Source organism: Brevibacterium sp. 239c, from assembly GCF_900169365.1.
Lineage (GTDB): Bacteria > Actinomycetota > Actinomycetes > Actinomycetales > Brevibacteriaceae > Brevibacterium.
Map to the genome: position 1 here is coordinate 19,037 of NZ_FXZH01000025.1, position 25,638 is coordinate 44,674.

Genomic DNA, 25,638 nt, shown 5'->3' on the forward strand with positions numbered 1-25,638 from the left:
CCTTTCAGATGATTACAGCAACATGACCAGTGCAATGACGATGAGTGCGACTGCGAAGAGCGCAGCGACACCCAGCACTACAAAGGGTACTTTGGATGGTTCTTCACCAACAAGGATCCGGCCATCGTGACCGGTGACCTCGCTGGCGCGAATGCGAGTGCCTGGAGGATTTTCGGTCTCTTCATCCTCATAGTCAGGGTTGGGAAGCGCCCATGCCTCGGGCACTGTCTCCATCGGACGCGTCTCCGGGTTGGCTGCAAGAGCACGAGCAGCATCGTCGGATGCGGTCCCAGCCTCATAGCCGGAGTCCGGGTTCTGTCGCGGGTCGAGATCGGCTGCAGACGGGTCAGGAGTCGGTGCCGCAGCTGCGTTCGTGTCTCCGCCGGGCTCGTTCCGGTCCGCCGAATGCTGGTTGCTCCGAACATCAGTGCTCGTCTCAGGGCTGTCGGCCTCAGGGATCTGGGCTGAGGCCGCGGTGACGACCCGCACCCCCGAGGTGCTCGGAGGCTGAACGATCGGCATGCGCCGCGAGCGGCTCAGCGAGTCATCTTCGTCTGTCGCATCATTGCCCAGCGTCTCATCGCTCGGAACGTCTTCGGCAGCACCCGAGGGAGCCGGTGCTGCTGACTCGGCAGCGTGTGGCTCGGAAGAAGACCGCGCGGCACCGGGCAACTCCGGAGCAGGCGCCAGTGCATCGTCGTCCGCGGGAGTCTCCGCGGATTCGGGGGTGGGGCCTGCCGGAGCGGCTTTGGGGTCCAGTTCCTCGATCGGCTGGGACAGCGCATCGTGGGGAGCATCGTCGAGGGCAGTCGGGCGAGGAGCTGAATCGGCGGTGACGGGCGATTCGAAATCACGGGCGGCGACTTCGTCGGCGGATCCGCCGAATCCTGCGGTATCGAAGGATTCGTTCTCGCCGGAGTTGTCTTCGTCCGATCCCTCCGGTGAGTTCTCCTCGAGACCCGCGATGACTGGGATCGCGCCCGTGGAGACGTCGCCTTCCAGAGACAGTCCGTGTTCGCGCAGATAATTCTTGCGTGCCGTGCGCGAATCAAAATGCGGCAATGGGGCGCGCTGCGGGTCGAGACGGTCTTCGGCGTTGACTGGTGGCCGGGATTCCTGCGGGTAGTCAGTAGCCAAAGCACCGCGCTCATGACTGATGCGGGGTGTTGGTTCCGCGTCGACGCGCGAGCTGGTGTCAGCCGCTTCGGACTCGTCACTGTTCACTCGGGGTACGGGCACACCGGTGGGCGAATCGGACGTTTGAGCAGGAGCTTCCGGTGCATCGGCGAGCGTCTCAGGTGCCCGGGCAGGCGCTTCGGTTGGTTTAGCAGACGATGCCGGTGTCTGAGTGGACGACGGCTGCGGGTTCAGCAGTTCGGCTCGATCGGTCGCCGACGGCTCGCTTGGCTGCTCAGGCGTCTCTCGTGCTTCGAACGCCTGCTCTGCAGCAATTCGCTCGGCTTCGCGCCGGGCACGACGTGATGTGAACTGCTCCTCAGCCATTTTCACTCCTGTACAACTCGTATTTCGCGATGTACTGAACGACCCCGTCCGGTACGAGGTACCAGACGGGCGCCCCATCCATCACCCGTAGTCTGCAATCCGTGGACGAGATCGACAGGGCAGGAATCTGCACCAAGCTCAATCGGTCCACCGGAAGACCTTCACTGCGAAGTTCGTGTCCCGGGCGGCTCACTCCGACGAAGTGCGCCAAGGAAAACAGCTCATCTACATTCTTCCACGTCAGAATCTGAGCCAAAGCGTCCGCGCCGGTGATGAAGAACATCTCTGTGTCTGACCCGTAGCTCTTGGCTAGATCCCGAAGCGTGTCGATGGTGTAGGTGGGACCTGGACGATCGACGTCGGTTCGAGAGACGGTGAAACGCGGGTTCGACGCTGTTGCGACGACGGTCATCAGATACCGATGTTCGGCGCTGGTGACCTCTCCGGCGTCCTTCTGATAGGGACGGCCAGTGGGCACGAAGACGACTTCGTCGAGATCGAAGGTCGACTGTACCTCACTGGCTGCTACCAGGTGACCGTGGTGAATGGGGTCGAAGGTGCCACCCATGACACCGACCCTGCGTGGTTGTTTTGCCATATCAGTGGCGGTTGGAGATGCCCTTCCACGACCGGCTCACTGCTGCCATCGAGAGGAAGATCGCGAGGGTGATGAGTCCGAAGAAGATCGGGTCCATCGGCAATTCGGTGTGGTGGGCTGCCTTCTCCGCGCCTTCGGCAACGGTGGTCAACAGGGCTGCATTCACGTGCTCTCTCCTAATCAGTGATGATGACGCGGTGTATCTGCGTCGCAGTGCTTATGTCTTCAGTTTCTCATGGACTATGAGACAAGTGGGCATCGACATGGGTATGAGTGGCGTCCAAGTTCACCGTTGGTGCCCTGCGACCAGGGCCGGGTCAGTCCCGGATCTGACCATTGCCCATCATGACCCACTTCGTCGTCGTCAGCTGCTCGACTCCCATAGGCCCGCGGGCGTGGAGCTTCTGGGTCGAGATTCCCACCTCTGCGCCGAAGCCGAGCTCTCCCCCGTCGGTGAACCGTGTAGACACGTTGACTCCCACCGCAGCAGCGTCGATGGCTGTGACGAATGTCTCTGCATTGTCGATGTCCTTGGTCACGATCACTTCTGTGTGTCCCGAGGAATAGGCACGAATATGCTCGATGGCTTCGTCGATTCCCGACACGACCTTCACCGCGAGTTCAAGGTCAAGATATTCTTTCGCCCAGTCACGTCGAGAGACACGCTTGACCTTCATCGATTCAGGCGCCAGTGCCGCAACCGTGGAATCGGCGTGCAGCACGACCCCTGCCTGGTCGAGGCGCTCGAGGATCTTGGGAAGGACGCGCTTGGCAGCCTTCTCATGAACGAGCAGTGTTTCGAGTGAGTTGCAGACACTGGGCCGGTGAGTCTTGGAGTTGACCACCAGGTCGACCGAATTCTTCACGGTGGCCGAAGAGTCGATGAACATGTGGACGTTCCCGATCCCGGTTTCGATGACTGGAACGAGAGATTCCTGCACCACCGTGTTGATGAGTTCTGCACCACCGCGCGGAATGAGGAGATCAACGTAGTCACGTGCGTTCATGAGCACTGTGGCGCCATCGCGTCCGTATTGGTCTATTCCATTGATCGAATCTGCTGGCAATCCGGCTGTTTCCACGGCTTTGCGCAACACGGAAACGATTTCAGTGTTGGTGTTCTGGGCGGCTGAGCCGCCACGCAGGACGGTGGCATTGCCGGCCTTGAGCGCGAGGATCGCGATGTCGACGGTGACGTTGGGGCGAGCTTCGTAGATCGCACCGATCACTCCCATCGGCACGCGGTTCTGGGTCAGACGGATGCCGTTGGGCAGAACACGGCCCACGACGACGTTACCCACGGGATCGTCGAGGTCGATGATCGTGCCCACGGAAGCGGCGATTGCTTCGATGCGATCGTGGTCGAGGCGCAGGCGGTCAAGGAGACCCGTGTTCATCCCGTTGTCGACGCCGGTTGCGATGTCGAGCTCATTGGCTTTGACGATTCGTTCGGAATTTGCGCGCAGGGCTTCGGCGATCGCGCGCAGCCCTGCGTCTTTCTCTGCAGTCGATGAGGTCGCCAGGTGCGCGGAGGCGCTCTTGGCGTTCCTGACGACTCTGGTGACTCCCCGAACGGTCTTCGGATGTATCTCGGATACAGCGGTCATGGACTATCTCCCCCCGCTCACGTGAGTGAGTACGAGATCATTGCGATGGATGACCTCTTTACGGTAATCATTTCCTAGTCGGGTGCCAAGTTCATCCGTGGACAGCCCGAACATCCCGGGTAGTTCGTGCGATGAGAAGTTCGTCATGCCCCGAGCGATGACTTCACCACCGAGGTTCCTGATTTCGATGGGGTCTCCAGCTTCGAAGTCCCCGGTCACGTCGGTCACGCCGGCAGCCAGGAGAGAGGTTCCTCGGGAGAGCACAGCTGATTCTGCACCGTTGTCGATGGTCACCGAGCCGAAGGTGCGAGCCAGATGGCGCAGCCAGAGCAGTCGGGTCCCTCGACGTTTGTGTGTCACTGAGAACCATGTGCCCACAGGTTCGCCGCTCAAGACTGCTGAGATCTTCTCCGCCGAGGTCAGCACTGCGGGAATTCCCGAGTCCGCGACCATGAGAGCGGCTTCGACCTTCGTCGCCATGCCACCTGTCCCGGTACCAGCGTCCCCGGTGCCGCCGATGGCGATGTCACCGAGATCGGCGATGGAAGACACCTGCGAAATATGCACGGAGCCCGGAACGTTGGGCGGCCCCGAATACAGGGCGTCGACATCGGAGAGCAGCACGAGGGCGTCTGCGTGCGAAAGGTGTGCCACAAGAGCGGCCAAACGGTCATTGTCACCGAAGCGAATCTCTTCGGTCGCCACAGCATCGTTCTCATTCACGATCGGCAATGTGCCGAGGGCGAGGAGTTTGTCGATGGCACGTTGGGCGTTCTTGTACCGAGTGCGTCGGATCAGGTCGTCGGCCGAGAGCAGCACCTGACCGGGCACCAAGTCGTATCGACCGAGTGCTCGGGTGTAGGCGGCCATGAGCAGACCCTGACCCACCCCGGCAGCGGCCTGCTGTGTGGCAAGGTCACGGGGTCGTTTGCTCAGGCCCATAGGTTCGAGCCCTGCCGCGATCGCGCCGGAAGACACGAGGATGACCTCATGCCCAGCGGCGCGATGAGCTCCGACCACATCGGTGAGAGCGATCAGCTTCGCTTCGTCCAACCCCCCATCGAGGGTGGTCAGCGACGAGGAGCCGACCTTGATCACGATGCGGCGGGCGGTTGCGACATCGGCTCGCGCCGAAAGACTGCCAGAATCCGTGGACTGGCTCCCGCTCATTCCTGACCGGATTCTGGATCGGAGGCGGCACGAACGGATCCTTCGCGCCTGCGCTCGGTATTCTCAGCCAGGCGCTCCTCTTCAAACTCGGCACGAACTGCGGCCTTCGCATCCATTCGGTCATGGAATGCGGCCTTACGTTCCTTGCGAGTGGACCGCGAATCATCGTCCAGACGCAGGTCGGTTCCGCGGCTGCCCAGCAGCTCGGCACCGCCGACACTTGTCGGATCCCAGTCGAAGACAACGCCGTCGTCTCCCCCGATCACAATTGTGTCACCAGGTTTGGCTCCAGCCTTGAACAGAGACTCTTCGACACCGAGACGATCGAGACGATCTGCGAGATAGCCGACAGCTTCATCGTTGGCGAAGTCCGTCTGCCGAACCCAACGCTCCGGTTTCACGCCGCGGATGCGGAAGACTGGACCGTCCTCGTCGCTTTCGGCCTGAACCTGGAAGCCACGGTCATCAACGGCTCTCGGCCGGAGGACGACACGTTGCGGAGTTGCTTCGAACTCTGCCCTGCGCTCACGTTCGGCCGACACCAGCTCAGCCATCGCGAATGACAGTTCCCGTAGACCTGCATGGCTAACTGCGGAGATCTCGAATACACGGTAACCGGCGGCCTCCAGATCGGGGCGAACAATATCTGCCAGGTCACTGCCGTCGGGGATATCGATCTTGTTCAGGGCCACGAGCTTCGGACGTTCAGACAAAGGTAGCAGTCCGCTGCCGTCGTGGATGTCGACCGCATATGCGGCGAGCTCCGATTCGATGATGGTCAGATCGGACACGGGATCACGGCCCGGCTCCCATGTGGCCATGTCTACGACATGGACGAGGGCGGCACAGCGTTCGACATGCCTGAGGAACTCAAGCCCGAGCCCTTTGCCTTCCGATGCTCCAGGGATGAGGCCTGGCACATCGGCGATGGTGTATCGGACATCGCCGGCCTGGACCACGCCGAGGTTGGGAACGAGGGTGGTGAACGGATAGTCCGCAATCTTCGGCTTGGCTTCTGACATCGCGGCGATGACACTGGACTTGCCAGCCGAAGGGTAGCCGACGAGCGCAATGTCCGCGATCGTCTTCAGTTCCAGTACCAAGCTCAGCGATTCGCCCGGCTCGCCTAGCAGCGCGAAGCCCGGGGCCTTGCGCTTGGACGAGGCCAAGGCTGCGTTGCCGAGACCGCCACGGCCACCGGCTGCAGCGACGAATTCGGTGCCGGAGTCGACGAGGTCGGCGACGATCTCGCCGTCCCGGTTCTTCACAACCGTGCCTTCGGGGACGGCGATGACGAGGTCTCCCCCGTCTGCACCGTGGCGCAGGTCGCCCTTGCCGATGCCGCCGTCGTTCGCAGTCAGGTGCGGACGGTGGTGGAGCGGCAGCAGCGTAGTGGTCTGAGAGTCGACGACGAACTTCACGTCACCGCCCTGACCTCCATTGGCGCCATCAGGGCCGCCAAGAGGTTTGAACTTCTCGCGCCTGATCGAAGCGCAGCCGTTGCCGCCGCTTCCGGCGGAAAGATGGACTGTGACACGGTCTATGAACTCGGTGGCCATAATGTCCTTATATCAGATGAAGGGTGAGTCTCGAGACTCACCCTTCATGGACCCCTATGCAGGGGAAAAACAGAACTAGTCGATCAAGCGCCGACGATGTTGACGATCTTGCGACCGTTGCGTTTGCCGAATTCCACGGCTCCTGCAGACAGTGCGAAGAGCGTGTCGTCTCCGCCGCGTCCGACGTTCGCGCCTGGGTGGAACTTGGTTCCACGCTGACGAACGATGATCTCTCCGGCTTTCACAACCTGTCCACCGAAGCGCTTCACACCGAGGTACTGCGGGTTCGAGTCGCGGCCGTTACGGGACGAGCTGACTCCCTTTTTGCTTGACATGTGAAGTCTCCTCTTACTTGATGTTCGTGATCTTCAGACGGGTGAGGTCCTGGCGGTGGCCCTGACGCTTCTTGTAACCGGTCTTGTTCTTGTACTTCTGAATGATGATCTTGGGACCGCGAAGCTCGTTGACGACCTCAGCGCTGACGGCAACCTTCGACAGGGCATCTGCGTCGGTCGTGACAGTCTCGCCGTCGACGAGGAGGACTGCATCGAGTTCGACGCCTTCACCGGCCTTCGCCTTCATTCGGTTGACTGTGATGATGTCGCCGACGCTGACCTTTTCCTGATGGCCACCGGCACGGACAATGGCATAGACCATGGTCGAACCCTTTCTGTTCATACACAAACGAACGGCGGTGTATCCCTTGGCTCCCGAGGAAGGATTTCCCCAGGTGTCCCATTGAGAGGAATCACCAGCCGTGGTGCGCAGCACGCACCGACGATCAAGTCTAATGGATTCGACCGCCGTTGGGCAAACCGTTGGACCTCAAGAACTCAGGCCTCTCGGGTCTCAGCGATCCGCTCATGATGACGGATCACCTCGGCGACAATGAAGGTCAGGAACTTCTCTGCGAACTCCGGGTCCAGGTGGGCATCTTCGGCCAGCTGGCGAAGGTGAGCGACCTGTCGGCCTTCCCGCGCGGGATCCGCGGGAGGCAGCCCGTGATCGGCCTTCAGCTCACCGACCGTCTCCGTGAGCTTGAACCTCTCGGCGAGCAGATGGATGAGCGCTGCGTCGATGTTGTCTATGCTCCCGCGCAGTTCCAACAGTCGCTCTTGGGCACGTGTTTTGTCATTGATCTGATCCACATCCACCAGTCTAACGAGGCTGGAGTGGAACTGGGACCGCCACGCGAAAACCGCCCCTGCACCGAAGTGCAGAGACGGTTCAACCGCGATCAGGTTCAGACCGTCTCCTCCACTGGAACAGCGTCCTTCGTGTCGAGGTCCATCAGAGTGCCAGCCTTCCGATCGGCCAGGTACTTCTTCATCTCCTTCTTGACCACAGGCATCAGCATGTACAGGCCCAGGATGTTGATGAACGCACAGAGGAACAGTGCGGCATCGGCGAATTCGACGATCTTGCTGAAGCTGGCGATGCAGCCGATGACCACGAACACGCAGACGAGGAGACGGAAGACCGTGACCGCGCCCTTCGACTTGCCGAACAGATAGGCCCAGGCTCGTTCCCCATAGTAGGCCCACGTGATAAGTGTTGAGAAGGCGAAGAGAGCCACCGCGATCGCCAGCAGCACCGGATACCAGCTGGCAACCGTTGAGAAGGCATCCGACGCCAGCGCCACGCCGCCGATCTCCCCCTGACCGAGGTCGTTGGTGTACGAAGGCTGGTTGGCAACGATGATCGTCAGTGCGGTCATGGTGCAGACGATCACGGTGTCCACGAAGGGCTCGAGAAGTGCAACGAAGCCTTCCGAGATGGGCCGACGAGTCTTGACCGCCGAGTGTGCGATCGCGGCCGAACCGATGCCGGCTTCATTGGAGAAGGCCGAACGCTGGAACCCGATGATCATGACACCGACGATGCCGCCTGCAATTCCTTGCGGCGCGAACGCTCCCTCGAAGATCTGTCCGATGGCAGTCGGAATCTGGCCGAAGTTGATGACCAGAACCAGCAGGCAGGAAAGAACGTAAAAGATGCCCATTGCGGGAACTAGCTTGTCGGTCACGTGTGCAATCGACCGGATTCCACCGAGAATCACGAGACCGACAAGGCCAGCGAAGATGATTCCGAAGATCAATGACGCCAAAGAACCGGCGAGGAAACCGTCTGCGCCGCCCGTGGCGGTGCGAACCTGAACAAACGTCTGGTTGGCTTGGAACATCCCGCCGCCCACGACACCGAAGATGAGGATGGACACTGCGAAGATTCCGGTCAGCAGACCAGCTATGGGCTTGGAGAACTTGCGAAATGCGATAGGCAGGTACTTGAAAGGCCCGCCATAGACGACGCCATTCTCGTCGATTTCTCGGTATTTGACTCCGAGTGTGCACTCGACGAATTTCGTGCACATGCCGAGAAGACCGGCCACGATCATCCAGAAGGTAGCACCGGGACCACCGAGGGCAATAGCCACACCGACACCCGCGATATTGCCGAGGCCGACAGTGCCGGACAGCGCCGAGGCCAGTGCCTGGAAGTGGGTGATCTCACCCGGATCATCCTTGGACGAATATTTTCCACGGATGACTTCGAGAGAGACTTTGAATCCTCGCGCTTGGATGAAGCCGAAATAGATGGTGAAGATCAAGGCGGCGCCGATGAGCCAGAGCACCACAAAGGGGAAGGACAAAGGGCCAAGCGTAATAGGAAAGAAGATGATCCCACCGAAGAAGGTGGCGATCGGATCAAACCACGAGTTGATTGCATCATCCACTGGGGACTTGGGGGCGTCAGCTGCCCATAACAAAGGGTTCATGGTGCAATAACCTGCCGTACCCCTCGGGAGGTATCAAGCACTATCGCGCCGGTCGGGTATACAGTTACCCAACTGTTACCTACGTCACACAAAAAGGCAGTTGTGAGATGTATGTCTCACATTGTGTCCTAGACTGAAATCATGACTCAGAACCCTAAACAGCATACGCCTCCCCCGAACCAGCCGCCCGGATCACAGCCCATGCCTCCGCGCCAACCAGGCCCCGGACGTCGACAGCATCCCCCTCAGTCCGGACCTCAGGGACCCCCTGGAGTTCCACCCGACCAGCGGCGACGCGGACCTGCCCGAATAGCCTCCGCCGAGGGCGAACGAGTCAGGGAGAGCTCAGCAGGTGGTGTATCCGGCTACTTCGCCATCGTCGGCGGCGTCGTCCTGTTGATTCTGGCACTTCTGCTGGCACTGTTCGGACTGATCATGACCGTGGCACAGACCATGGTTGGGATCATCCTCATCGTGCTCGGCGTCGTCGTGTTCATAGCAGCGTTGTTCCTGTTCAAGGGCTGCACATCCGTGGCTCCCGGCAACGCTGTCGTCCTCCAGCTGTACGGGAAATACGTCGGCACGGTGCGACTGTCCGGTCTGCGCTTCGTCAATCCCTTCTTTTCGAAGATTCAGGTCTCGACGCGCATCCGCAACCATGAGACGTCCACGCTAAAGGTCAACGATCTCGACGGCAATCCCATCGAAATCGGTGCCGTCGTCGTATGGCAGGTCCAGGACACCGCTCAGGCACTCTTCGAGGTCGATGACTTCGAAGAGTTCGTGGCCATCCAGGCGGAGACTGCTGTGCGCCATATCGCGAATTCCTATGCCTATGATTCCTCCAATCCGAACCGAATGTCTCTACGGGACAACGCGGAGGAGATCACGTCGAAACTCTCCAACGAGGTCGCAGCTCGAGTTGCCGCCGCTGGCGTGACCGTCATCGAATCTCGCATCACGCAGCTGGCATATGCAGCAGAGATCGCGCGTGCAATGCTCCAGCGTCAGCAGGCCACAGCGGTCGTTGCCGCACGTCAGCTCATCGTCGAAGGTGCCGTCGGCATGGTCGAGACCGCCATCGAACAGATCGAGGGCCGTGGGATCGTCAAGCTCGGTCATCTCGAGCGCAGCGATCTCGTGTCGAACCTGATGATCGTTCTCTGCGGCGATCAGGCCGCCCAGCCGACCATCAGCACCACGCGGAATCAAGAGGCCAAGAACTGAAACGTCCCGCCACTGATCATGGTGATCAGTGGCGGGACGCCTCGTGGTCGCGGGCTCAAATCAGTCACACGAGCGCGGACACGGTGCTCAGTCTTCGCCGATGATGACGAACGAGGCTGGCAAGGACTGCTGAGCTTTCTCGTCTGTCGGCTGAGTCTTGGCCTTCGGCTTCTGACGGGGAGCTGCCTTGACCGGTTCGGCCTTAGCCACCTTGGTAGCGGTATCGGCTCCGATCATCAGCGGAAGCTCTGCAGCAGGCACATCAGGCTTCTGCGTCTTGACAGGCTTCGTCCGAGCAGGCTTCTCCTGGGCGGGTTCGCCCTGATCGCCCGTGTCCTGTGAGAACTTGTTCAGTGACGGCTCTGATGATCCCTCTGACTTCGCATTCGAGCGTTTACGGTTATTGCGTGTCCGGGATCGACCCGATTTGCCACCGCCGTTTGCATCGGCGGAATCATTGTCCTGCGAACCCTTGGACGACTCAGAGTTCGTGGACGACTGGGAGCCTTTCGACGCCGAGATGTCCTGTGAGTTCTCGTTGTCCTTTGACTCCGACTCATCCTTCTTCAGGGTGGCCTTTGCGATGGCGGCAACGGCCGAACGCGAGGCGTCGTTGGTCGCGGTATCGGTCTGGATATCGGAGTCGCTGGACTTCGCCGCCGGCTTGTTGTCACCGCGGCGCTTGCGATCACGTTTGCTGTTCGAGTTGTCGTTGGATACGGACCGATTGCCGTGGTGGGCCTTCGAACCGTCCTCTTCTGAACCCGGCAGCAACAGCCCCCGACCAGAAAGGTCGGCCCCGGCGCTGACCAGGGACTCTGCGAGTCCAGTGCCGATGCGCTTACGCGTCATCTGCACGAGACCCAGAGACGTCACCTCGGCGACCTGATGCTTGGTCCGGTCCCGGCCCAGGCACTCAACGAGTCGACGCACGACGAGGTCCCGGTTCGATTCGAGGACCATGTCGATGAAGTCGACGACGATGATGCCCCCGATGTCACGCAGACGCACCTGACGGATGACTTCTTCAGCCGCCTCCAGGTTGTTGCGGGTCACGGTCTCTTCCAGGTTTCCACCTGAACCGGTGAACTTACCGGTGTTGACGTCGACGACCGTCATGGCCTCGGTCCGGTCGATGACCAGCGAACCACCGGAAGGAAGGTTGACAGTACGCTGCAGCGCCTTCTGCACCTGCTCCTCGACCCGGTAGTGGTCGAAGATGTCTTCGTCCTCGCTGTAGCGGTGAACGCGATCGAGCAGATCCGGTGCCACCGCCTCGACATATTCGTGGATGGTGTTCCAAGCGCTGTCGCCGTCGATGACCAGAGACGAGAAGTCCTCGTTGAAGACATCGCGGATGATCCGCACGATCATATCCGGCTCGCTGTAGAGGAGCTGAGGGGCCAGTACCTTCGTCGACTTCGACTTCTTCTCGATTGTTTCCCACCGATTCGCCAGTCGTTCGACGTCCCTGCTGAGCTCCTTGTCCGTGGCACCTTCGGCCGCGGTGCGCACGATGACTCCGTTCGAGTCACCGACGAGTTCCTTGAGGAGCTTCTTCAGTCGGTTGCGCTCAACGTCGGGCAGCTTCCGTGAGATGCCCGTCATGGAGTTGCCGGGCACGTAGACGAGGAAGCGTCCCGGCAAGGAGATCTGGCTGGTCAGTCGGGCACCCTTGTGGCCAACCGGGTCCTTGGTGACCTGGACGAGGACCGGGTCGCCGGGGCTGAGAGCAACCTCGATGCGACGAGCCTTGCCGTCCATGCCGAGAGCGTCCCAATTGACCTCACCGGCGTAGAGCACAGCATTGCGGCCCTTGCCGATGTCGATGAATGCGGCTTCCATGCTGGGAAGCACGTTCTGGACCTTGCCCAGGTAGACATTGCCGATGAGAGAGGACTGCTGGCGGTTCTCTTTGAGGTAGTGCTCGACGGTGATTCCGTCTTCGACCACGACCAGCTGGGTCTGCTCTCCGCTTTCCCGCACGAGCATGGTCCGGTCGACGGACTCACGACGAGCCAGAAATTCAGCCTCGGTGATGACGGGGCGGCGACGACCTGCCTCGCGGCCTTCCTTACGACGCTGGCGCTTGGCCTCGAGGCGAGTCGAGCCCTTCAACGAGGTCACTTCGTCATTGTCGGTGCTGCGTGAGCGTGAACGGCGGCGACGACGGCGACGTGAACCATTGTCATCATCATCGTCGTTATCGTCATCATCGGAGTCGTTGGTCTTATCCGGCTGGTGGCCGGAGTTCTTGTCGTCAGAGGCTTTGTTATCTGTGGACTTGTTCGAGTCCGACTTGTTCGAGTCCGACTGCTGACTCTTCTTGTCCGAACGGTTGCCGGAGCGAGAATCACGACTGTTCGAGTGAGAGTCGGAATCATCGTCGCCGGAATCGTGTGCGGACTGCCCCGAGTCGTCGTTGTCGGAATCGTTGCCGTTGTCATCGCGTCCACGGGAGCGTCGTCCCCGGCCGCCGCGGCGGCGACGACGGCCACCGGAATCGTTCGAGTCGTTGTCCTCGGAGTCGTCACTCTGGCCGCGGTTGCTCTCGCTGCCAGATGATTCGGATTCGGTGTAGCCCGAATCGTTGTAGTCCTCGTCGCTGTCATCAGAATCGTAGTTATCGTCCTCGACCTGAACAGGCTGGGCCAGTTCGGCCTTGGGCACCTGGAAGATCAGTCCGCCGTCGTGGGGCACGGCGGGTGCGCTGCGCGGGGTGCGGGCTGGTGCGGGCTCCGCCGATGGTGCGGCGAATGGGTTGCGGGGATCGAATGCAGGAGCTGGGGCCGGCGCTGGAGAAGCGTCAGTCGCGGCGTCTGCGGAATCGTCGTCAGCGTCAGCGTCAGAGGAATCGTACGCTTCGCTCCCCCGGTCATTGTTCGTCGCATTCTGCGTTTCCCCGCCCGGTTCACGGACGAACTGTTCGAATACGAGTCCTCGGTTGGCTACGGCGTCGCGTGCCTTCTTCGGTGCAGCGGACTTCTGTGCGGGAACGTCATCGACGTCCTCGTCCGAGTCATCAGCATTCGATTCAGGAATACGCAGAGATTCAGCAGCCTCGGCGATGGTATCGAGCTTTTCCCTGATGCTTTCGTCGACATCCCCATGAGAGGAGTCTGCGGTGTTCGCAGACTGCTGCAGATTAGCGAGATCAGCGAGGATGCCCTCTGTTCCTTCGTTGCCGTCGTTCGACGCGTCATTCATTATTTCTCCCAGACCGAAGACTCCGTCCACACCTCACGGATCTTCGGATCCTTGCATGGCCCAAGTCGGGCCGAAACTTGTGGATGGCACTTCCAGCTCGCGCTCAGCGCGTAGGCCTTCCGTGCTGCCTCTTCTTGGTGTCGACCTGCGAGGTCATACCCTCGACTCGGTGGAGGCACTTCTCCTACTCGGTGTGAGAGCAGGTATCCGTCCGATCATTATGTCACAGATCGGCCCGGGTGCCTCCGCCGATGTCGACCGCAAATGGTCTCCGTCACACTGAGATTGCGACTTTTCACAGCAGCCACCGTTTGCCGAGCGGTGCCTGGGGAGGCATTCTTAGAGTGTGAATACCGCAGACACTCTTCCTGACGACGACATCGACGTGGTACCGCAGACCCGATCTTGGGTGCTGCGACCGACGAGTCTCGGCATCTTCCTCATTGTGGCCTCCGTCGTCGGCTTCTTGGCGTCCTTCGCTTTGGCCGTCGAGAAGTACGAGAAGTTGGAAGATCCCAACGCGGTGCTCTCCTGTGACCTCAACCCGTTCTTCTCCTGCGGATCGGTGATGGAGGCTCCTGAGAGTCAGCTCTTCGGCTTTCCCAACCAGCTTCTGGGAATCGGAGCCTTCATATTCCCTCTGCTCCTCGGCGTGTTGCTTTTGGCCGGAGCGAAGATCCCGCGGTGGGTGATGGTCGGGCTCAACATCGGCCTCGCTCTCGGCACCGCGCTCGTCATGTTCTTGTTCTATATCTCGATCTTCAAGATCGGCGTCGGCTGCCCCTGGTGCATGGTGGTGTGGACGATGACGATCCCGATGTTCGTCGCAGTCACGTCCCACAATGTTCTGGCCGGCAATTTCGGTGCTCGGCTCGCCCAGAATCCGACCGCCAGGGTCTTGGCCAAGGAGAACGTGGCGATCTTCGTTCTGTGGATGCTCGTCATCGCGGCCAGCATCGTCGTCCAGTTCTGGAACTTCTTCTCGACTCTGATCTGAACCGAAGTCCTGAACTGAAAAGACGCGGGTGTCCTGCCGCAGATTCTTCCGAGAAAGCTCTGCCGCAGGGCACCCGCGTCTGTGCGCAGAGGGATCAGGCGGAGTACCAGATTCCGATCTCGCGTTCGGCAGATTCAACGGAATCGGATCCGTGCACGAGGTTCTTCTGAACCTTCTCGCCCCAGTCGCGGCCCAGGTCGCCGCGGATCGTGCCGGGCGCTGCTGCCGTGGGGTCGGTTGCACCTGCCAGTGAGCGGAACCCGGGGATCACGCCCTGGCCGGAGGCGATGATCGAAACGATCGGTCCTTCGGACATGAAGTCGACGAGGGGCTGGTAGAAGGGTTTGCCCTCATGCTCCGCGTAGTGAGCGGAGAGTTCCTCCGCGGTCGCGGTCCGCAGCGACAGCGCGTCGATGGCGTACCCCTTGGCTTCGATCCGAGCGAGGATCTGTCCCACGAGTCCACGCGCGACACCATCGGGCTTGATGAGGATGAGAGTGCGTTCCATTCCGGTCCTTTTCGTTTATGCGATGATCGGCGGTCATAGTTTAACCGCCGTTGAGGTCATTGATGTCAACCGCCCAGGCGGTTCAGGCCCGTTCGGCCACTTCTCTGTCGATCCGTGCCGACCAGTACACCGACACCGCCCACATGGCGATGAAGATCGCTGCGACGAAGAACATCGAGGTGACGAGGAATCCCGAGGCCAGCAGAAGGATCTGCACGACCCAGCCCAGCGCCACGCCAGGCCGTTTCTGGCCGATCCGACGTGGCAGCAGCACCACCGCCACGATCGCCAGAACCGCGATCACGGAGGCACCGAGGAGGAGCTGGCCCAGGCTCAGAGACCCTGCGGCCTTCACTTCCAACCCATAGGCGGTGAGCACTGCGAAGTAGACGATGAAGAGCTCACAGATCAGGATTGACCCGCAGAGGACGGGAAACTTCGACTTCATCAGCTCATTCCTCCTTGCCCAGCAGCAGACGTGCCTCGGCCACTGTATGCAGTGACCCTGTGACCACGATTCCTGGACTCGTCGCCCCTGAATTGTTCGCCAGGTCGATGGCCTTCATCAGCGCCGCATTGAGATCCGGTGTCTCGATCACCGAGTCCTCATCCACCCACTCGCGGACGGACTCGGCCAAATCATGGGCATCCATAGACCGGGAATTCAACGCTTGGCTGACGACGAACACATCGGCACTGCGGTGGAGCTCCTCAAGTACGCCGAGGATGTCCTTGTCGGCGAACATGGCCAGGACCATCACGGTGTAGTCGAAGTCGAACGCCTCGGTGATGGTTTCGGCCAGCACGTGGGCGGCGTCGGGGTTGTGCGCCCCGTCGACGACCACGGCCGGGCCCGTGCGAACAAGCTCGGCACGTCCAGGAGACGTCACATGAGACAGACCTTCGGCCACTGTGTCAAGGACCAGCGGCTTGTCCTCATCGCTGAGGAACGCCTCGGCCGCGACCACGGCCACAGCGGCGTTGTGTGCCTGATGGATGCCGTGCAGCGGCACGAAGATGTCGGTGTAGACATCACGAATTCCCTGCACTGTGATGAGCTGTCCGTCGACGGCGCGGGTGCGGTCGAGCAGACGGAAATTACGTTCCTCAGTCAGCGCGAGAATACCTCGGCGCTCCACCTCGGCGTCCAAGGCAGTCTGTGCCTCTTCGGCCTGTGCACCGATGACAGCGACCGGATTCGGTGCTGGTGAGGGGTCGAGACTGCGGTTGAGGATTCCGGCCTTGGTGGTGGCGATCTCGGTGAGCGTGTCGCCGAGGAACTCCTGATGATCAAGACCGACCTTTGTGAAGACGCAGACCTGAGCATCGGCGACGTTCGTCGAATCCCATTCGCCGCCCATGCCCACTTCGGTCACCACAACGTCGACGGGGGCATCGGCGAACACGGACAAAGCCAGGATCGTCAGCGCCTCGAAGAACGTCAGCTTTCCGCGCTCTTCGGCAACGAGTTCCGCATCGACGAGGTCGAGCACCGGTGAGATCTCGTCATAGATGCGGACGAAGGTCTCGTCCGGGACAGGACCGCCGTCAACGGAGATCCGCTCGGTCACAGAATGCAGGTGCGGGCTGGTGAACCGGCCCACTCGCAGATCGTGAGCGGACACGATCGAATCGATCATCCGAACGGTCGAGGTTTTGCCGTTCGTGCCGGTGACGGTGATGACCGGTGCCGCCTGGTGTATGTCACCGAGGAGCTCACAGGCACGTCGGGTCGCATCGAGTCGGACTTCGATCTGAGTCTCCCCAGCCCGCGCCAGCAGTGCTGCATAGACGCGGACGATCTGGGAATCTGGAGTCTCGACGCGCTCGTCCGGGCTCATGCTCGGCTCACAGCGAGACGTGTACCGGCGGGCAGTTCCTCAGGGGTGAAGACCTGCCCCGCACCGTCGACGTCAGCGAAGTCGAGTGAGGCGGCCAGTGTCTCACCGGCGATGAGTGCCTGGTGGGCTCTCAGCGCGGCTGCCAGGTCCGTCTCCGCCTCGATGACGACTGTGATCCGATCGGAGATGTGCAGGTCCAGCTGCTTGCGGATTCCCTGGATGGCACGAACCGTGTCACGAGCGACGCCTTCGGCCTCGAGCTCGGGGGTGACTCGTGTGTCGAGTGCCAGGAAGCCGGTGTCGAGCGCGGCGAGTTCCATCCCTTCCGTGCCGGATTCTGCCACGGATTCCAGAGAGTATTCGCCCTCGACCAGATCGATGCCGCCGCTGGTGACCGTGCCGTCGTCGGCGACCGACCAATCGCCGGTCTTCGAGGCTTTGATCACCTGCTGCACTTGCTTGCCCAACCTGGGGCCGGCGGCGCGGGCATTGACCACAAGATTCTGTGACAGGGAGAACCCGGCAGCTTCCGCCTCGGCGACATCGAGGACTTCGACCTCACGGACGTTGAGCTCATCGGAGATGATGTCGGTGAACTCGCTGCCCAGGTCGGTGTCATCGGCAACGGTGAGCTTGGCCAGCGGCAGGCGCACCCGCAACTGGTTGGCTTTGCGCACCGATGAGGCAGTTGAGCAGATGTCACGCGTCAGGTCCATTGCGGACACGAGATCGGCATCAGCGGGGAACAGGCTCGCATCCGGATAATCAGCCAGGTGGACCGACCTCTCACCGGTCAGTCCGCGATAGATCTCTTCGACAGTGAACGGCAGCAGCGGGGCCGCCACGCGGCAGAAGGCTTCGAGGCAGGTGGAAAAGACGTCGAAGGACTCATGTGTCTCCTCGGTGCCGTCCCAGAAACGACGGCGGGAGCGGCGCACGTACCAGTTGGTGAGCATATCGAGGTAGCTGCGAACCAGCTCGCAGGCCGCCCAGATGTCGAGGCCCTCCATTGCGTCTGCGAAGTCTGCGATCAGGTCGTGGGTCTTCGCCAGCAGGTACCGGTCGAGCACCTGGCTCGAATAGTAGCGGGCTTCGGCCTGGTACCCGGCCTTCTCGCCATCGGCTCCGTCTGCGGTGTTGGAATAGGTGGCGAAGAACTGCCAGGTGTTCCACAGCGGGAGAACGACCTGTCGCACTCCGTCACGGATACCCTGCTCTGTCACGACGAGGTTGCCGCCGCGCAGGATGGATGAAGCCATGAGGAACCAACGCATCGCATCGGAGCCGTCACGGTCGAAGACCTCGTTGACGTCAGGGTAGTTGCGCAGCGACTTCGACATCTTCTGTCCATCGGAGCCCAAGACGATGCCGTGGGAAATGCAGTTGGTGAATGCAGGACGATCGAAGATCGCTGTCGAAAGCACGTGCAGTAGATAGAACCAGCCACGCGTCTGTCCGACGTACTCCACGATGAAGTCGGCCGGGAAATGGTTGTCGAACCATTCCGAGTTCTCAAACGGGTAGTGGACCTGGGCGTAGCTCATGGATCCTGAATCGAACCAGACGTCGAAGATCTCAGGGATACGGCGCATCATCGACTGACCGGTCGGATCGTCAGGGTTGGGTCGGACCAAGTCGTCGACCCAGGGCCGGTGCAGGTCGACTTCGCCCTGGTCATTGAGCGGCAGGCGCCCGAAGTCGGCTTCGATGTCGGCCAGTGATCCGTACACATCGGTGCGGGGATACGAAGGGTCGTCGGAGGTCCAGACCGGGATCGGTGAACCCCAGAAGCGGTTGCGCGAGATCGACCAGTCTCGTGCGTTCTCCAGCCATTTCCCGAACTGTCCGTGCTTGACGTTGTCGGGCACCCAGTTGATCTGTTCGTTGAGTTCGACCATGCGGTCCTTGAACTCGGTCACCCGGACGAACCAGGAGGACACGGCGCGGTAGATCAGCGGATTGCGGCAGCGCCAGCAGTGCGGGTAGGAGTGTTCGTAGGATTCGTGACGGACGAGCAGCGCCGAGCGACCCTCCAGCGGACCAGTGGAATTGCGCAGGTCCTTGATGATGGCTTTGTTGGCGTCGAAGACCTGCTGGCCTGCGTAGTCGGCCACCGTGGAGTCGAAGCGGCCAGCGTCATCGACAGGACGGGCCGCAGTGATGCCGTATGAGTCGGTGAGGTCCTTGTCCTCTTCGCCGAAGGCTGGAGACTGGTGGACGATTCCGGTGCCTTCGTCGGTCGTGACGAAGTCGGCTTCGAGGATGGTGTGCATCCGTTCGCCGAATTCTTCCTGTCGGCCTTCGAAGTACGGGAAGGCCGGCTCGTATTCGCGTCCGAGGAGTTCACTGCCGGAGAATGTGCGCAGCACCTCGGGGTTCTCCCCCAGCTCACGCTGGTAGGTGCCGAGGCGGGCCTCGGCAAGAATCAGGGTCTTACCCTGCAGTTCCGCAGCGCCGTCCTCACCAGCGACGACGGCGACCAGTGGGATCTCAGGATTGATCGCGACAGCCTGGTTGGACGGAACAGTCCATGGCGTCGTGGTCCAGATGAGGACCCATTCGTCGGACTCTTTGAGCTTGTAGCCGATGGTTACGGCAGGGTCTTGGCGCGACTTGTAGACATCGTCGTCCATCCGCAGCTCGTGGTTCGACAGCGGAGTCTGGTCTTTCCAGCAGTAGGGCAGGACGCGGTAGCCCTCGTAGACGAGACCCTTGTCCCAGAGCTGCTTGAACGCCCAGATCACGCTTTCCATGTATTCGACGTTCAGCGTCTTATAGTCGTTCTCAAAATCGACCCACCGGCCCTGGCGGGTGACGTACTCTTCCCATTCCTTCGTGTATTTCAGCACAGAGGAACGGCAGGTGTCATTGAATGCGGCCAGGCCCATTCCGCTGATCTCAGACTTATCGGTGATGCCCAACTGACGCTCGGCCTCAAGCTCTGCGGGGAGGCCATGGGTGTCCCAACCGAAACGGCGATCGACCTTCTTACCGCGCATGGTCTGGAAGCGCGGGACAACGTCCTTGACGTATCCGGTCAGCAGGTGACCGTAGTGGGGCAGTCCGTTGGCGAAGGGAGGGCCATCATAGAAGACGAACTCGTTCTCACCATTCTGCCCGGCATCACGCTGGTCGATGGAGGCTTGGAATGTGTCGTCCTGCTGCCAGTAGGCGAGCACTGCCTCTTCGATGGCGGGGAAATCCGGCGAGGCACTGAGGCCGAAGGCCGAGGTCGATACCTTGGGATACAACGGTTGCGTCATGAGCGTCCTTTTGAGTCACTGCGGTCACTGTCACGAGGACGACATGTCTGCCGCGGTACCACCTCGCTTATCCGCTTTCAACGACTGTCGGGTGAGACAGACGATCAGCAGATCGCTCATAGCCGGAGTGATGACGGGTCCAACCGCCCGGTTCTACTGGGTGCGCACTGACCTGCCGAAGTCTTCGGCGAGGGTCGAACGTACTGTTCTTCCGGATGCTCCCCGGTGATGGCCGGATCGATGCACCCTCAATCGTATACCTTGGCCCGGGGTGTCGACCATTCGCCGTATCCGGGTAGTCCGTGATCGAGTCTGTGTAGGTCTCTGACCCCTCGTGTTCAATGACCCTGATTATCCGTGTTCAGAGACCCGGGTTGTCCGTGTTCAGAGGCCCTGATTGCGTGCGACTTTGTGTTGTGCGGCCTGCGCGATCGGTCTGATCACCATCAGATCGACGTTGAAGTGGTGTGGTCGGGTCAGGGAATAGACCACGGCATCGGCGACGTCTTCTGCGGTGAGTGGATTTTCCACCCCTGCGTAGACTTTGTCGGCTTTGTCCTGGCTTCCACCGACTCGTTTCAGAGTGAACTCTTCGGTGGCGACCATGCCGGGGGCGATTTCGATGACGCGCACTGGTTCACCGGCAAGCTCGAGTCGCAGCGTCGCTGCGATCGAGTGTGTGCCGTGCTTGGCGGCAACGTACCCTCCCCCGCCTTCGTATGCCTGGTGTCCGGCAGTCGAGGACATGACGACGATGTCTCCGCGCCCGGATTCGATCAATGCGGGAAGGAATGCCTTGACGACTCGCAGCACTCCGAGGACGTTGACGTCGAACATGTCACGCCAACCCTCGACTGAGGATTCAGCGACGGTGTCGGTGCCGTAGGCAGCTCCCGCGTTGGCGACCAGAGAGTGCACCGGTCCCCCAGCCAGCACCTCGGCGGTAAGAGCTGCCACTGCGGCATCGTCGGTCAGGTCGGCCACGACATAGCTGGCACCGGTCTCTTCGCACAGTGCCTGCAGCTTCTCTTCTCTCCGGGCTACGGCGACGACGTCCCAGCCCTGCTCTCGCAGCTGGCGAACCGTCGCCGCACCGATTCCCGAACTCGCGCCTGTCACAACTGCTCTGAGTGTTTCCATCGCTGTGCTTCTCCATGCTTCTTCGTCGTTGTTCGTGGTTCCAGGTGTGCAACTTCCCGCGGGCTTCCACCATCTGCTTGAGACCCTGCACGTTGGGGCCATTGTTCAGTCTACGGAGTGCCATCCGAGTCTGCCGGACGGATCGACAAACACAGCGCTGGAGGTCACACGCTGAGAGCCGAACGTCACGGGCTAAGCGCTGGTGGCGTCCGGATCACTCACCTGATCCGATTTCCGTATCTCTTCCGGTTCTTGCCTGGGACTGATCTTGCTTGTTCCAGCAGGGCGTGGAGTCGGCTTCGAATGTGGATTGCGAGGACCGCCTTCGCCGAATACGGCGCGCACGCCGGGAATCTTGACCGCCAGCCACGTCACGGCAGCACAGATGACCGTGTAGACGAGCGGCATCGCGATCGCGTGGATAAGAACACCAGACACGGTCGTCGGCAGACCCATCTCGTTGCGCACCGGGTAGAGCACCAGCGGGTGGAGCAGGAACACACCGAAGGAGTACGGGTAGAACCAGTGCAGAAGGCGGAATCCGTGATTCATGTGATGGTGGAGCAGGAGGTAGGCGGACAAAGAGGCGATGACGACTCCCGGTGAGAGGTACTCGTAGGGGAATACCCACGGTTTTTCGCCCGGGCCGAGTCCGGCCCAGACGATGGTCATCGCGATCGAACCGGCAAGCGCCAGCCAAGACAGCACGACGCCGCGGAAGGGGAGCACCACGTCCCGGAGCACCCAGCCGAGGATGTAGAAACCGGCCATCGGCAGGAACCGGGTGGCGATATTGGCCTCACCCACATCGAAGATGATGCTCGCCCACTGGTCGAGCATCCCGATCCCGAGGAAGATGAGTCCCGTCCCCCACTGCAGTCGCCGCGAACCGTGGACACTGAGCAGCCGGAAGAACGGTGTCAGCAGAGTCAGCCCGGCGAGTACGTAGAGGAAGTAGAGCTGTACGAACGGCGAACCGGTGAGGATGGCAATTCCCGGGTTCCAACCGTCATCGGTCGGGAGCAGATAGAAGCGCCTGAAGAGGACGTAGACGGCAGTCCAGAACACGAGGGGGATCCCGATTCTCCAGACGCGTTTGCTGAGGAATCGGCGCGGTTTATTGCCCCGCGCCGGGTCCAAAGCCAGTGCGCCGGAGATCATGATGAACACGGGAACTGACCATCTGGCGGCGGAGTCGAAACCGTTGGCGACCCACCAGTCGGGTCCCATTCCTGCGTAGTTCTCTTCAACGACGGTTCCCAGCGAATGGATGGCGACGACTGCCACGATCGCGATCGCGCGAGCGGGGTTCATCCACGCGGTCGAGGTAGGGGGCAGGTTCTCTGATCCGATTCTGTCCAAGGGCGCCATGGTCCAATAATCTCATTTTCGGCCGCCGAAGCATCTCACGCTCCGTTCAGTGTGTGTCACGGTCCCAAACGAACTAGGTCGCTGCATCGGATGGCTGAAGTTCACTCACGCCGGTTGACCGGTTTGGCCCCAGGCCTCCCGGGTGAGAAAATCAAGAATTATGAACACACCTGCCTTTTCGGACTCGACGCACGAGTCAGTGAACCTGCCGGATAAGCCGGCTCTTGAGGGACTTCGGGACAAATGGGACGCCGCGTGGAGCGACAGCGGAGTCTATGCCTTCGACGTCGATACGGATCGCGAGCAGGTCTATTCGATCGACACTCCCCCACCCACCGCCTCCGGGTCTCTGCACGTCGGCCACGTCTTCTCCTACACTCAGACCGACATCATCGCTCGGTATCAGCGTATGCAGGGCAAGAACGTGTTCTACCCCTTGGGCTGGGATGACAACGGTCTGCCGACGGAACGGCGCGTCCAGAACTACTACGGCGTGACCTGCGATCCTACCCAAAGCTACGACCCGAGCTTCGAGCCACCTGCGAAGCCGGCGAAGAACTCTCGTGACTTCGTCAAGATCTCCCGTCAGAACTTCATCGAACTCTGCGAGACTCTGTCGGCCGAGGACGAGCAGATCTTCGAACACCTCTTCCGTTCCACCGGCTTGTCCGTGGACTGGAACTACACCTACCGCACCATCGATGACACCTCGCGTTCGGTCAGCCAGAAGGCTTTCCTCGCCGATCTCGCGAACGGCCATGCCTACTCTCAGGACGCCCCCACCATGTGGGACGTCACCTTCGGCACCGCCGTTGCACAGGCAGAGCTCGAAGACCGGGAGAAGGACGGCGCCTACCACAAAGTCAACTTCTACCCTGAGGGCAGCGACGGCCTTGCCGACACCTCGGCGGAAGCGATCGTCATCCTCACTTCCCGTCCGGAGCTCATTCCTGCCGTTGTCGCGCTCGTGGCCCACCCCGAGGACGAACGTTACGCCTCGTCCTTCGGCACCCGGGTCGTCTCACCGCTCTTCGGAGTCAGCGTCGAAGTCCGCGCCCATGAACTTGCCAAGTCGGACAAGGGCACCGGCATCGCCATGGTGTGTACCTTCGGTGACCTCACCGACGTCACCTGGTGGCGTGAACTCGACCTGCCCACACGTGCGGTCATCAACCGTGGCGGTCGACTCAGCCTCGAGGTCCCCGAATGGATCGCAGCATCACCGAAGTCAGATGCTGTCGCCAACTACGAGAAGCTGGCGGGTAAGACCACCTTCACCGCCCGCAAGGACATCGCCGGGATGCTCGCCGAATCCGGTGACCTCATCGGTGAGATCGAAGCGATCACCCATCCTGTGCCGTTCTACGAGAAGGGCGACAAACCCCTCGAGGTCGTCACCTCTCGCCAGTGGTACATCCGCAACGGCGGACGTTCGGCTGAACTTCGCGATGCGCTCATTGCCCGTGGTCGCGAGATCGAGTGGCATCCCGCGTTCATGCGCTCGCGCTACGAGAACTGGGTGGAAAATCTCAACGGTGACTGGCTGGTCTCTCGCCAACGCTACTTCGGCGTTCCGATTCCGCTGTGGTACCGCTTGGATTCGGCCGGGGAACCCGATTACTCGGATCCGATCATTCCCGAATCTCTGCCCACCGACCCCATCGCCGAGGTGCCGGCCGGCTTCACGGCCGACCAGCGTGACGTGCCCGGCGGCTTCACCGCCGACCCGGATGTCCTCGACACCTGGGCGACGTCGTCGCTGACCCCGCAGCTGCTGGGCGGTTGGAGCCGCGACGAGGACTTCTTCTCCAAGGTATTCCCCTTCGACCTGCGGCCCCAGGGTCACGACATCATCCGCACCTGGCTGTTCTCGACTGTCGTCCGGGCGAACTCGCTCAATGATGCCGCTCCGTGGAAGCATGCCGGTCTGTCCGGATGGATTCTCGATCCGGACCGCAAGAAGATGTCGAAGTCGAAGGGCAACGTCGTTGTCCCCTCAGACATACTCGGCGAGTCGAAGCCGGGATTCGGTCCCGACGCGGTGCGCTACTGGGCCGCCAGCGCCAAGTTGGGTTCTGACACCGCCTATGACGTGACGCAGATGCAGATCGGGCGCCGACTGGCGATGAAGCTGCTCAACGCGTCGAAGTTCGCTTTGGCCCAGGGCGTGCACTCCGGGCTGGTCGGCCAGCTCGGATGTGTGACGCACGATCTCGATCGTGCGCTGCTCAAGAAGCTCGCCGATGTGGTCGAAACCGCTTCGGCTCATATGGCGGCCTACGACTACGCGCACGCTCTGCGTGCCGCGGAGAGCTTCTTCTGGGAGTTCACCGATGACTACGTCGAGCTCGTCAAGGACCGGTCCTACGGTGCCGCGGGCGAGGACGACCAGCTCTCCGCTCACGTCACGCTCGCCACCGCTCTCGACGTGCTTCTGCGTCTGTTCGCCCCGATCATGCCCTTCGTGACCGAAGAGGTCTGGTCATGGTGGCGGACGGGATCTGTGCACCGGTCACCGTGGCCCGGAGACGAACAGCTGGCCCATCCGGAATCGTCTGTGGATCCGGACCTGCTGGTCTCTGTCGCCTCCGTGCTCACAGAGATCCGGCGGACGAAGACCGAGGCGAAGGTGTCTCAGAAGACTCAGGTGGCCAGCCTGACCATCCATGCGCCTGCACCTGTGGTCTCCGCAATCGGCAGCGCACAGAACGATCTGATGGCCGCTGGACGCATCCAGAATCTCGTCACTGAGGAAGAGGGTGAGGAGATCACGGTTGCCGCGATCGACTTCGTCGATCAGGACTGAGTGTTCCGGACCTTCCCGCGACCAGCGTTTGTTCCAAGATCAACACAGAGTTCTCCGGTCTCTAT

Annotated in this window: 20 protein-coding genes; 3 read left to right on the plus strand and 17 right to left on the minus strand. The window is 61.1% G+C overall.

Translation table 11 applies throughout. The annotated features are described in order from the left end of the window. Nucleotides 1-12 precede the first annotated feature (12 nt). From BSP239C_RS17990 to BSP239C_RS18030, 10 genes are all read right to left on the minus strand, one after another. Complete coding sequence (locus BSP239C_RS17990; RefSeq protein WP_101574727.1) at nt 13-1,503, minus strand: hypothetical protein; 1,491 nt, start codon at nt 1,501-1,503, stop codon at nt 13-15. Further along, entirely contained in the window at nt 1,496-2,101 is a 606-nt protein-coding gene (nadD, locus tag BSP239C_RS17995) for a nicotinate-nucleotide adenylyltransferase (protein WP_101574728.1), read from the minus strand. Before nadD ends, BSP239C_RS17990 begins: the two co-directional genes overlap by 8 nt. A gap of 1 nt (nt 2,102) precedes the next feature. After that, on the minus strand, nt 2,103-2,267 hold the full coding sequence (locus BSP239C_RS20830; protein WP_167389343.1) for a hypothetical protein: 165 nt from the start codon (nt 2,265-2,267) through the stop codon (nt 2,103-2,105). 151 nt (nt 2,268-2,418) lie between these two features. After that, nucleotides 2,419-3,708 carry a glutamate-5-semialdehyde dehydrogenase gene (locus BSP239C_RS18000; RefSeq protein ID WP_101574729.1) on the minus strand — a complete coding sequence of 430 codons (1,290 nt, stop codon included), beginning with the start codon at nt 3,706-3,708 and terminating at the stop codon, nt 2,419-2,421. Nucleotides 3,709-3,711: 3 nt separating this feature from the next. Further along, on the minus strand, nt 3,712-4,878 hold the full coding sequence (gene proB, locus BSP239C_RS18005; RefSeq protein ID WP_101574730.1) for a glutamate 5-kinase: 1,167 nt from the start codon (nt 4,876-4,878) through the stop codon (nt 3,712-3,714). Beyond that, on the minus strand, nt 4,875-6,437 hold the full coding sequence (gene obgE / locus BSP239C_RS18010) for a GTPase ObgE (protein WP_101574731.1): 1,563 nt from the start codon (nt 6,435-6,437) through the stop codon (nt 4,875-4,877). Before obgE ends, proB begins: the two co-directional genes overlap by 4 nt. Nucleotides 6,438-6,520: 83 nt before the next feature. Continuing rightward, on the minus strand, nt 6,521-6,772 hold the full coding sequence (gene rpmA, locus BSP239C_RS18015) for a 50S ribosomal protein L27 (RefSeq protein ID WP_009884168.1): 252 nt from the start codon (nt 6,770-6,772) through the stop codon (nt 6,521-6,523). A 13-nt stretch (nt 6,773-6,785) separates the two neighbouring features. Continuing rightward, nucleotides 6,786-7,094 carry a 50S ribosomal protein L21 gene (gene rplU / locus BSP239C_RS18020; protein WP_101574732.1) on the minus strand — a complete coding sequence of 103 codons (309 nt, stop codon included), beginning with the start codon at nt 7,092-7,094 and terminating at the stop codon, nt 6,786-6,788. 176 nt (nt 7,095-7,270) lie between these two features. Next, nucleotides 7,271-7,585: a chorismate mutase gene (locus BSP239C_RS18025; protein ID WP_101574733.1), complete on the minus strand. Its 315-nt coding sequence runs from the start codon at nt 7,583-7,585 to the stop codon at nt 7,271-7,273. A gap of 95 nt (nt 7,586-7,680) precedes the next feature. Beyond that, nucleotides 7,681-9,213 carry a sodium:alanine symporter family protein gene (locus BSP239C_RS18030; RefSeq protein ID WP_101574734.1) on the minus strand — a complete coding sequence of 511 codons (1,533 nt, stop codon included), beginning with the start codon at nt 9,211-9,213 and terminating at the stop codon, nt 7,681-7,683. Between the two features lie 141 nt (nt 9,214-9,354). Here BSP239C_RS18030 and BSP239C_RS18035 point away from each other — a divergent pair, with 141 nt between their 5' ends. Then, the gene (locus tag BSP239C_RS18035; protein WP_257930276.1) at nt 9,355-10,440 is read left to right on the plus strand and encodes an SPFH domain-containing protein; all 1,086 of its coding nucleotides are present in this window, start codon (nt 9,355-9,357) and stop codon (nt 10,438-10,440) included. 87 nt (nt 10,441-10,527) lie between these two features. Here the strand turns inward: BSP239C_RS18035 and BSP239C_RS18040 are convergent, their stop codons facing one another. Further along, complete coding sequence (locus BSP239C_RS18040; RefSeq protein WP_101574753.1) at nt 10,528-13,647, minus strand: Rne/Rng family ribonuclease; 3,120 nt, start codon at nt 13,645-13,647, stop codon at nt 10,528-10,530. A gap of 346 nt (nt 13,648-13,993) precedes the next feature. Between BSP239C_RS18040 and BSP239C_RS18045 the strand changes: the two genes are divergently transcribed. Next, on the plus strand, nt 13,994-14,644 hold the full coding sequence (locus BSP239C_RS18045; RefSeq protein WP_101574735.1) for a vitamin K epoxide reductase family protein: 651 nt from the start codon (nt 13,994-13,996) through the stop codon (nt 14,642-14,644). 94 nt (nt 14,645-14,738) lie between these two features. On the opposite strand, the gene ndk is transcribed toward BSP239C_RS18045, so the two are convergent. The 6 genes from ndk to BSP239C_RS18075 form a co-directional block, all read right to left on the minus strand. Continuing rightward, nucleotides 14,739-15,152: a nucleoside-diphosphate kinase gene (ndk, locus tag BSP239C_RS18050; protein ID WP_101574736.1), complete on the minus strand. Its 414-nt coding sequence runs from the start codon at nt 15,150-15,152 to the stop codon at nt 14,739-14,741. A gap of 82 nt (nt 15,153-15,234) precedes the next feature. Next, nucleotides 15,235-15,600, minus strand: coding sequence for a DUF4233 domain-containing protein (locus BSP239C_RS18055; protein WP_101574737.1), 366 nt, complete (start codon nt 15,598-15,600; stop codon nt 15,235-15,237). A gap of 4 nt (nt 15,601-15,604) precedes the next feature. Further along, nucleotides 15,605-16,993, minus strand: coding sequence for a folylpolyglutamate synthase/dihydrofolate synthase family protein (locus BSP239C_RS18060; RefSeq protein WP_101574738.1), 1,389 nt, complete (start codon nt 16,991-16,993; stop codon nt 15,605-15,607). Further along, nucleotides 16,990-20,256, minus strand: a complete 3,267-nt coding sequence (gene ileS / locus BSP239C_RS18065) for an isoleucine--tRNA ligase (protein ID WP_101574739.1) — start codon at nt 20,254-20,256, stop codon at nt 16,990-16,992. The genes BSP239C_RS18060 and ileS overlap by 4 nt, the downstream gene beginning before the upstream one ends. A gap of 384 nt (nt 20,257-20,640) precedes the next feature. After that, nucleotides 20,641-21,396, minus strand: a complete 756-nt coding sequence (locus BSP239C_RS18070) for an SDR family oxidoreductase (protein WP_101574740.1) — start codon at nt 21,394-21,396, stop codon at nt 20,641-20,643. Nucleotides 21,397-21,588: 192 nt separating this feature from the next. After that, entirely contained in the window at nt 21,589-22,767 is a 1,179-nt protein-coding gene (locus tag BSP239C_RS18075) for an acyltransferase (RefSeq protein ID WP_226831282.1), read from the minus strand. 160 nt (nt 22,768-22,927) lie between these two features. On the opposite strand from BSP239C_RS18075, the gene valS reads away from it, so the two are divergent. Continuing rightward, nucleotides 22,928-25,573: a valine--tRNA ligase gene (gene valS, locus BSP239C_RS18080; RefSeq protein WP_101574741.1), complete on the plus strand. Its 2,646-nt coding sequence runs from the start codon at nt 22,928-22,930 to the stop codon at nt 25,571-25,573. The last annotated feature ends 65 nt before the right edge of the window (nt 25,574-25,638 follow it).

Bases quoted from the DNA above. Each gene is read 5' to 3' on its own strand.
- BSP239C_RS18000 (WP_101574729.1), bottom strand. From the start codon at position 3,708: ATGACCGCTGTATCCGAGATACATCCGAAGACCGTTCGGGGAGTCACC.
- BSP239C_RS18070 (WP_101574740.1), bottom strand. From the start codon at position 21,396: ATGGAAACACTCAGAGCAGTTGTGACAGGCGCGAGTTCGGGAATCGGT.
- ileS (WP_101574739.1), bottom strand. From the start codon at position 20,256: ATGACGCAACCGTTGTATCCCAAGGTATCGACCTCGGCCTTCGGCCTC.
- BSP239C_RS18030 (WP_101574734.1), bottom strand. From the start codon at position 9,213: ATGAACCCTTTGTTATGGGCAGCTGACGCCCCCAAGTCCCCAGTGGAT.
- BSP239C_RS18055 (WP_101574737.1), bottom strand. From the start codon at position 15,600: ATGAAGTCGAAGTTTCCCGTCCTCTGCGGGTCAATCCTGATCTGTGAG.
- BSP239C_RS18035 (WP_257930276.1), top strand. From the start codon at position 9,355: ATGACTCAGAACCCTAAACAGCATACGCCTCCCCCGAACCAGCCGCCC.
- obgE (WP_101574731.1), bottom strand. From the start codon at position 6,437: ATGGCCACCGAGTTCATAGACCGTGTCACAGTCCATCTTTCCGCCGGA.
- BSP239C_RS18040 (WP_101574753.1), bottom strand. From the start codon at position 13,647: ATGAATGACGCGTCGAACGACGGCAACGAAGGAACAGAGGGCATCCTC.
- BSP239C_RS18060 (WP_101574738.1), bottom strand. From the start codon at position 16,993: ATGAGCCCGGACGAGCGCGTCGAGACTCCAGATTCCCAGATCGTCCGC.
- valS (WP_101574741.1), top strand. From the start codon at position 22,928: ATGAACACACCTGCCTTTTCGGACTCGACGCACGAGTCAGTGAACCTG.
- BSP239C_RS17990 (WP_101574727.1), bottom strand. From the start codon at position 1,503: ATGGCTGAGGAGCAGTTCACATCACGTCGTGCCCGGCGCGAAGCCGAG.
- BSP239C_RS18075 (WP_226831282.1), bottom strand. From the start codon at position 22,767: ATGGCGCCCTTGGACAGAATCGGATCAGAGAACCTGCCCCCTACCTCG.
- nadD (WP_101574728.1), bottom strand. From the start codon at position 2,101: ATGGCAAAACAACCACGCAGGGTCGGTGTCATGGGTGGCACCTTCGAC.
- rplU (WP_101574732.1), bottom strand. From the start codon at position 7,094: ATGGTCTATGCCATTGTCCGTGCCGGTGGCCATCAGGAAAAGGTCAGC.
- ndk (WP_101574736.1), bottom strand. From the start codon at position 15,152: ATGGAACGCACTCTCATCCTCATCAAGCCCGATGGTGTCGCGCGTGGA.
- rpmA (WP_009884168.1), bottom strand. From the start codon at position 6,772: ATGTCAAGCAAAAAGGGAGTCAGCTCGTCCCGTAACGGCCGCGACTCG.
- proB (WP_101574730.1), bottom strand. From the start codon at position 4,878: ATGAGCGGGAGCCAGTCCACGGATTCTGGCAGTCTTTCGGCGCGAGCC.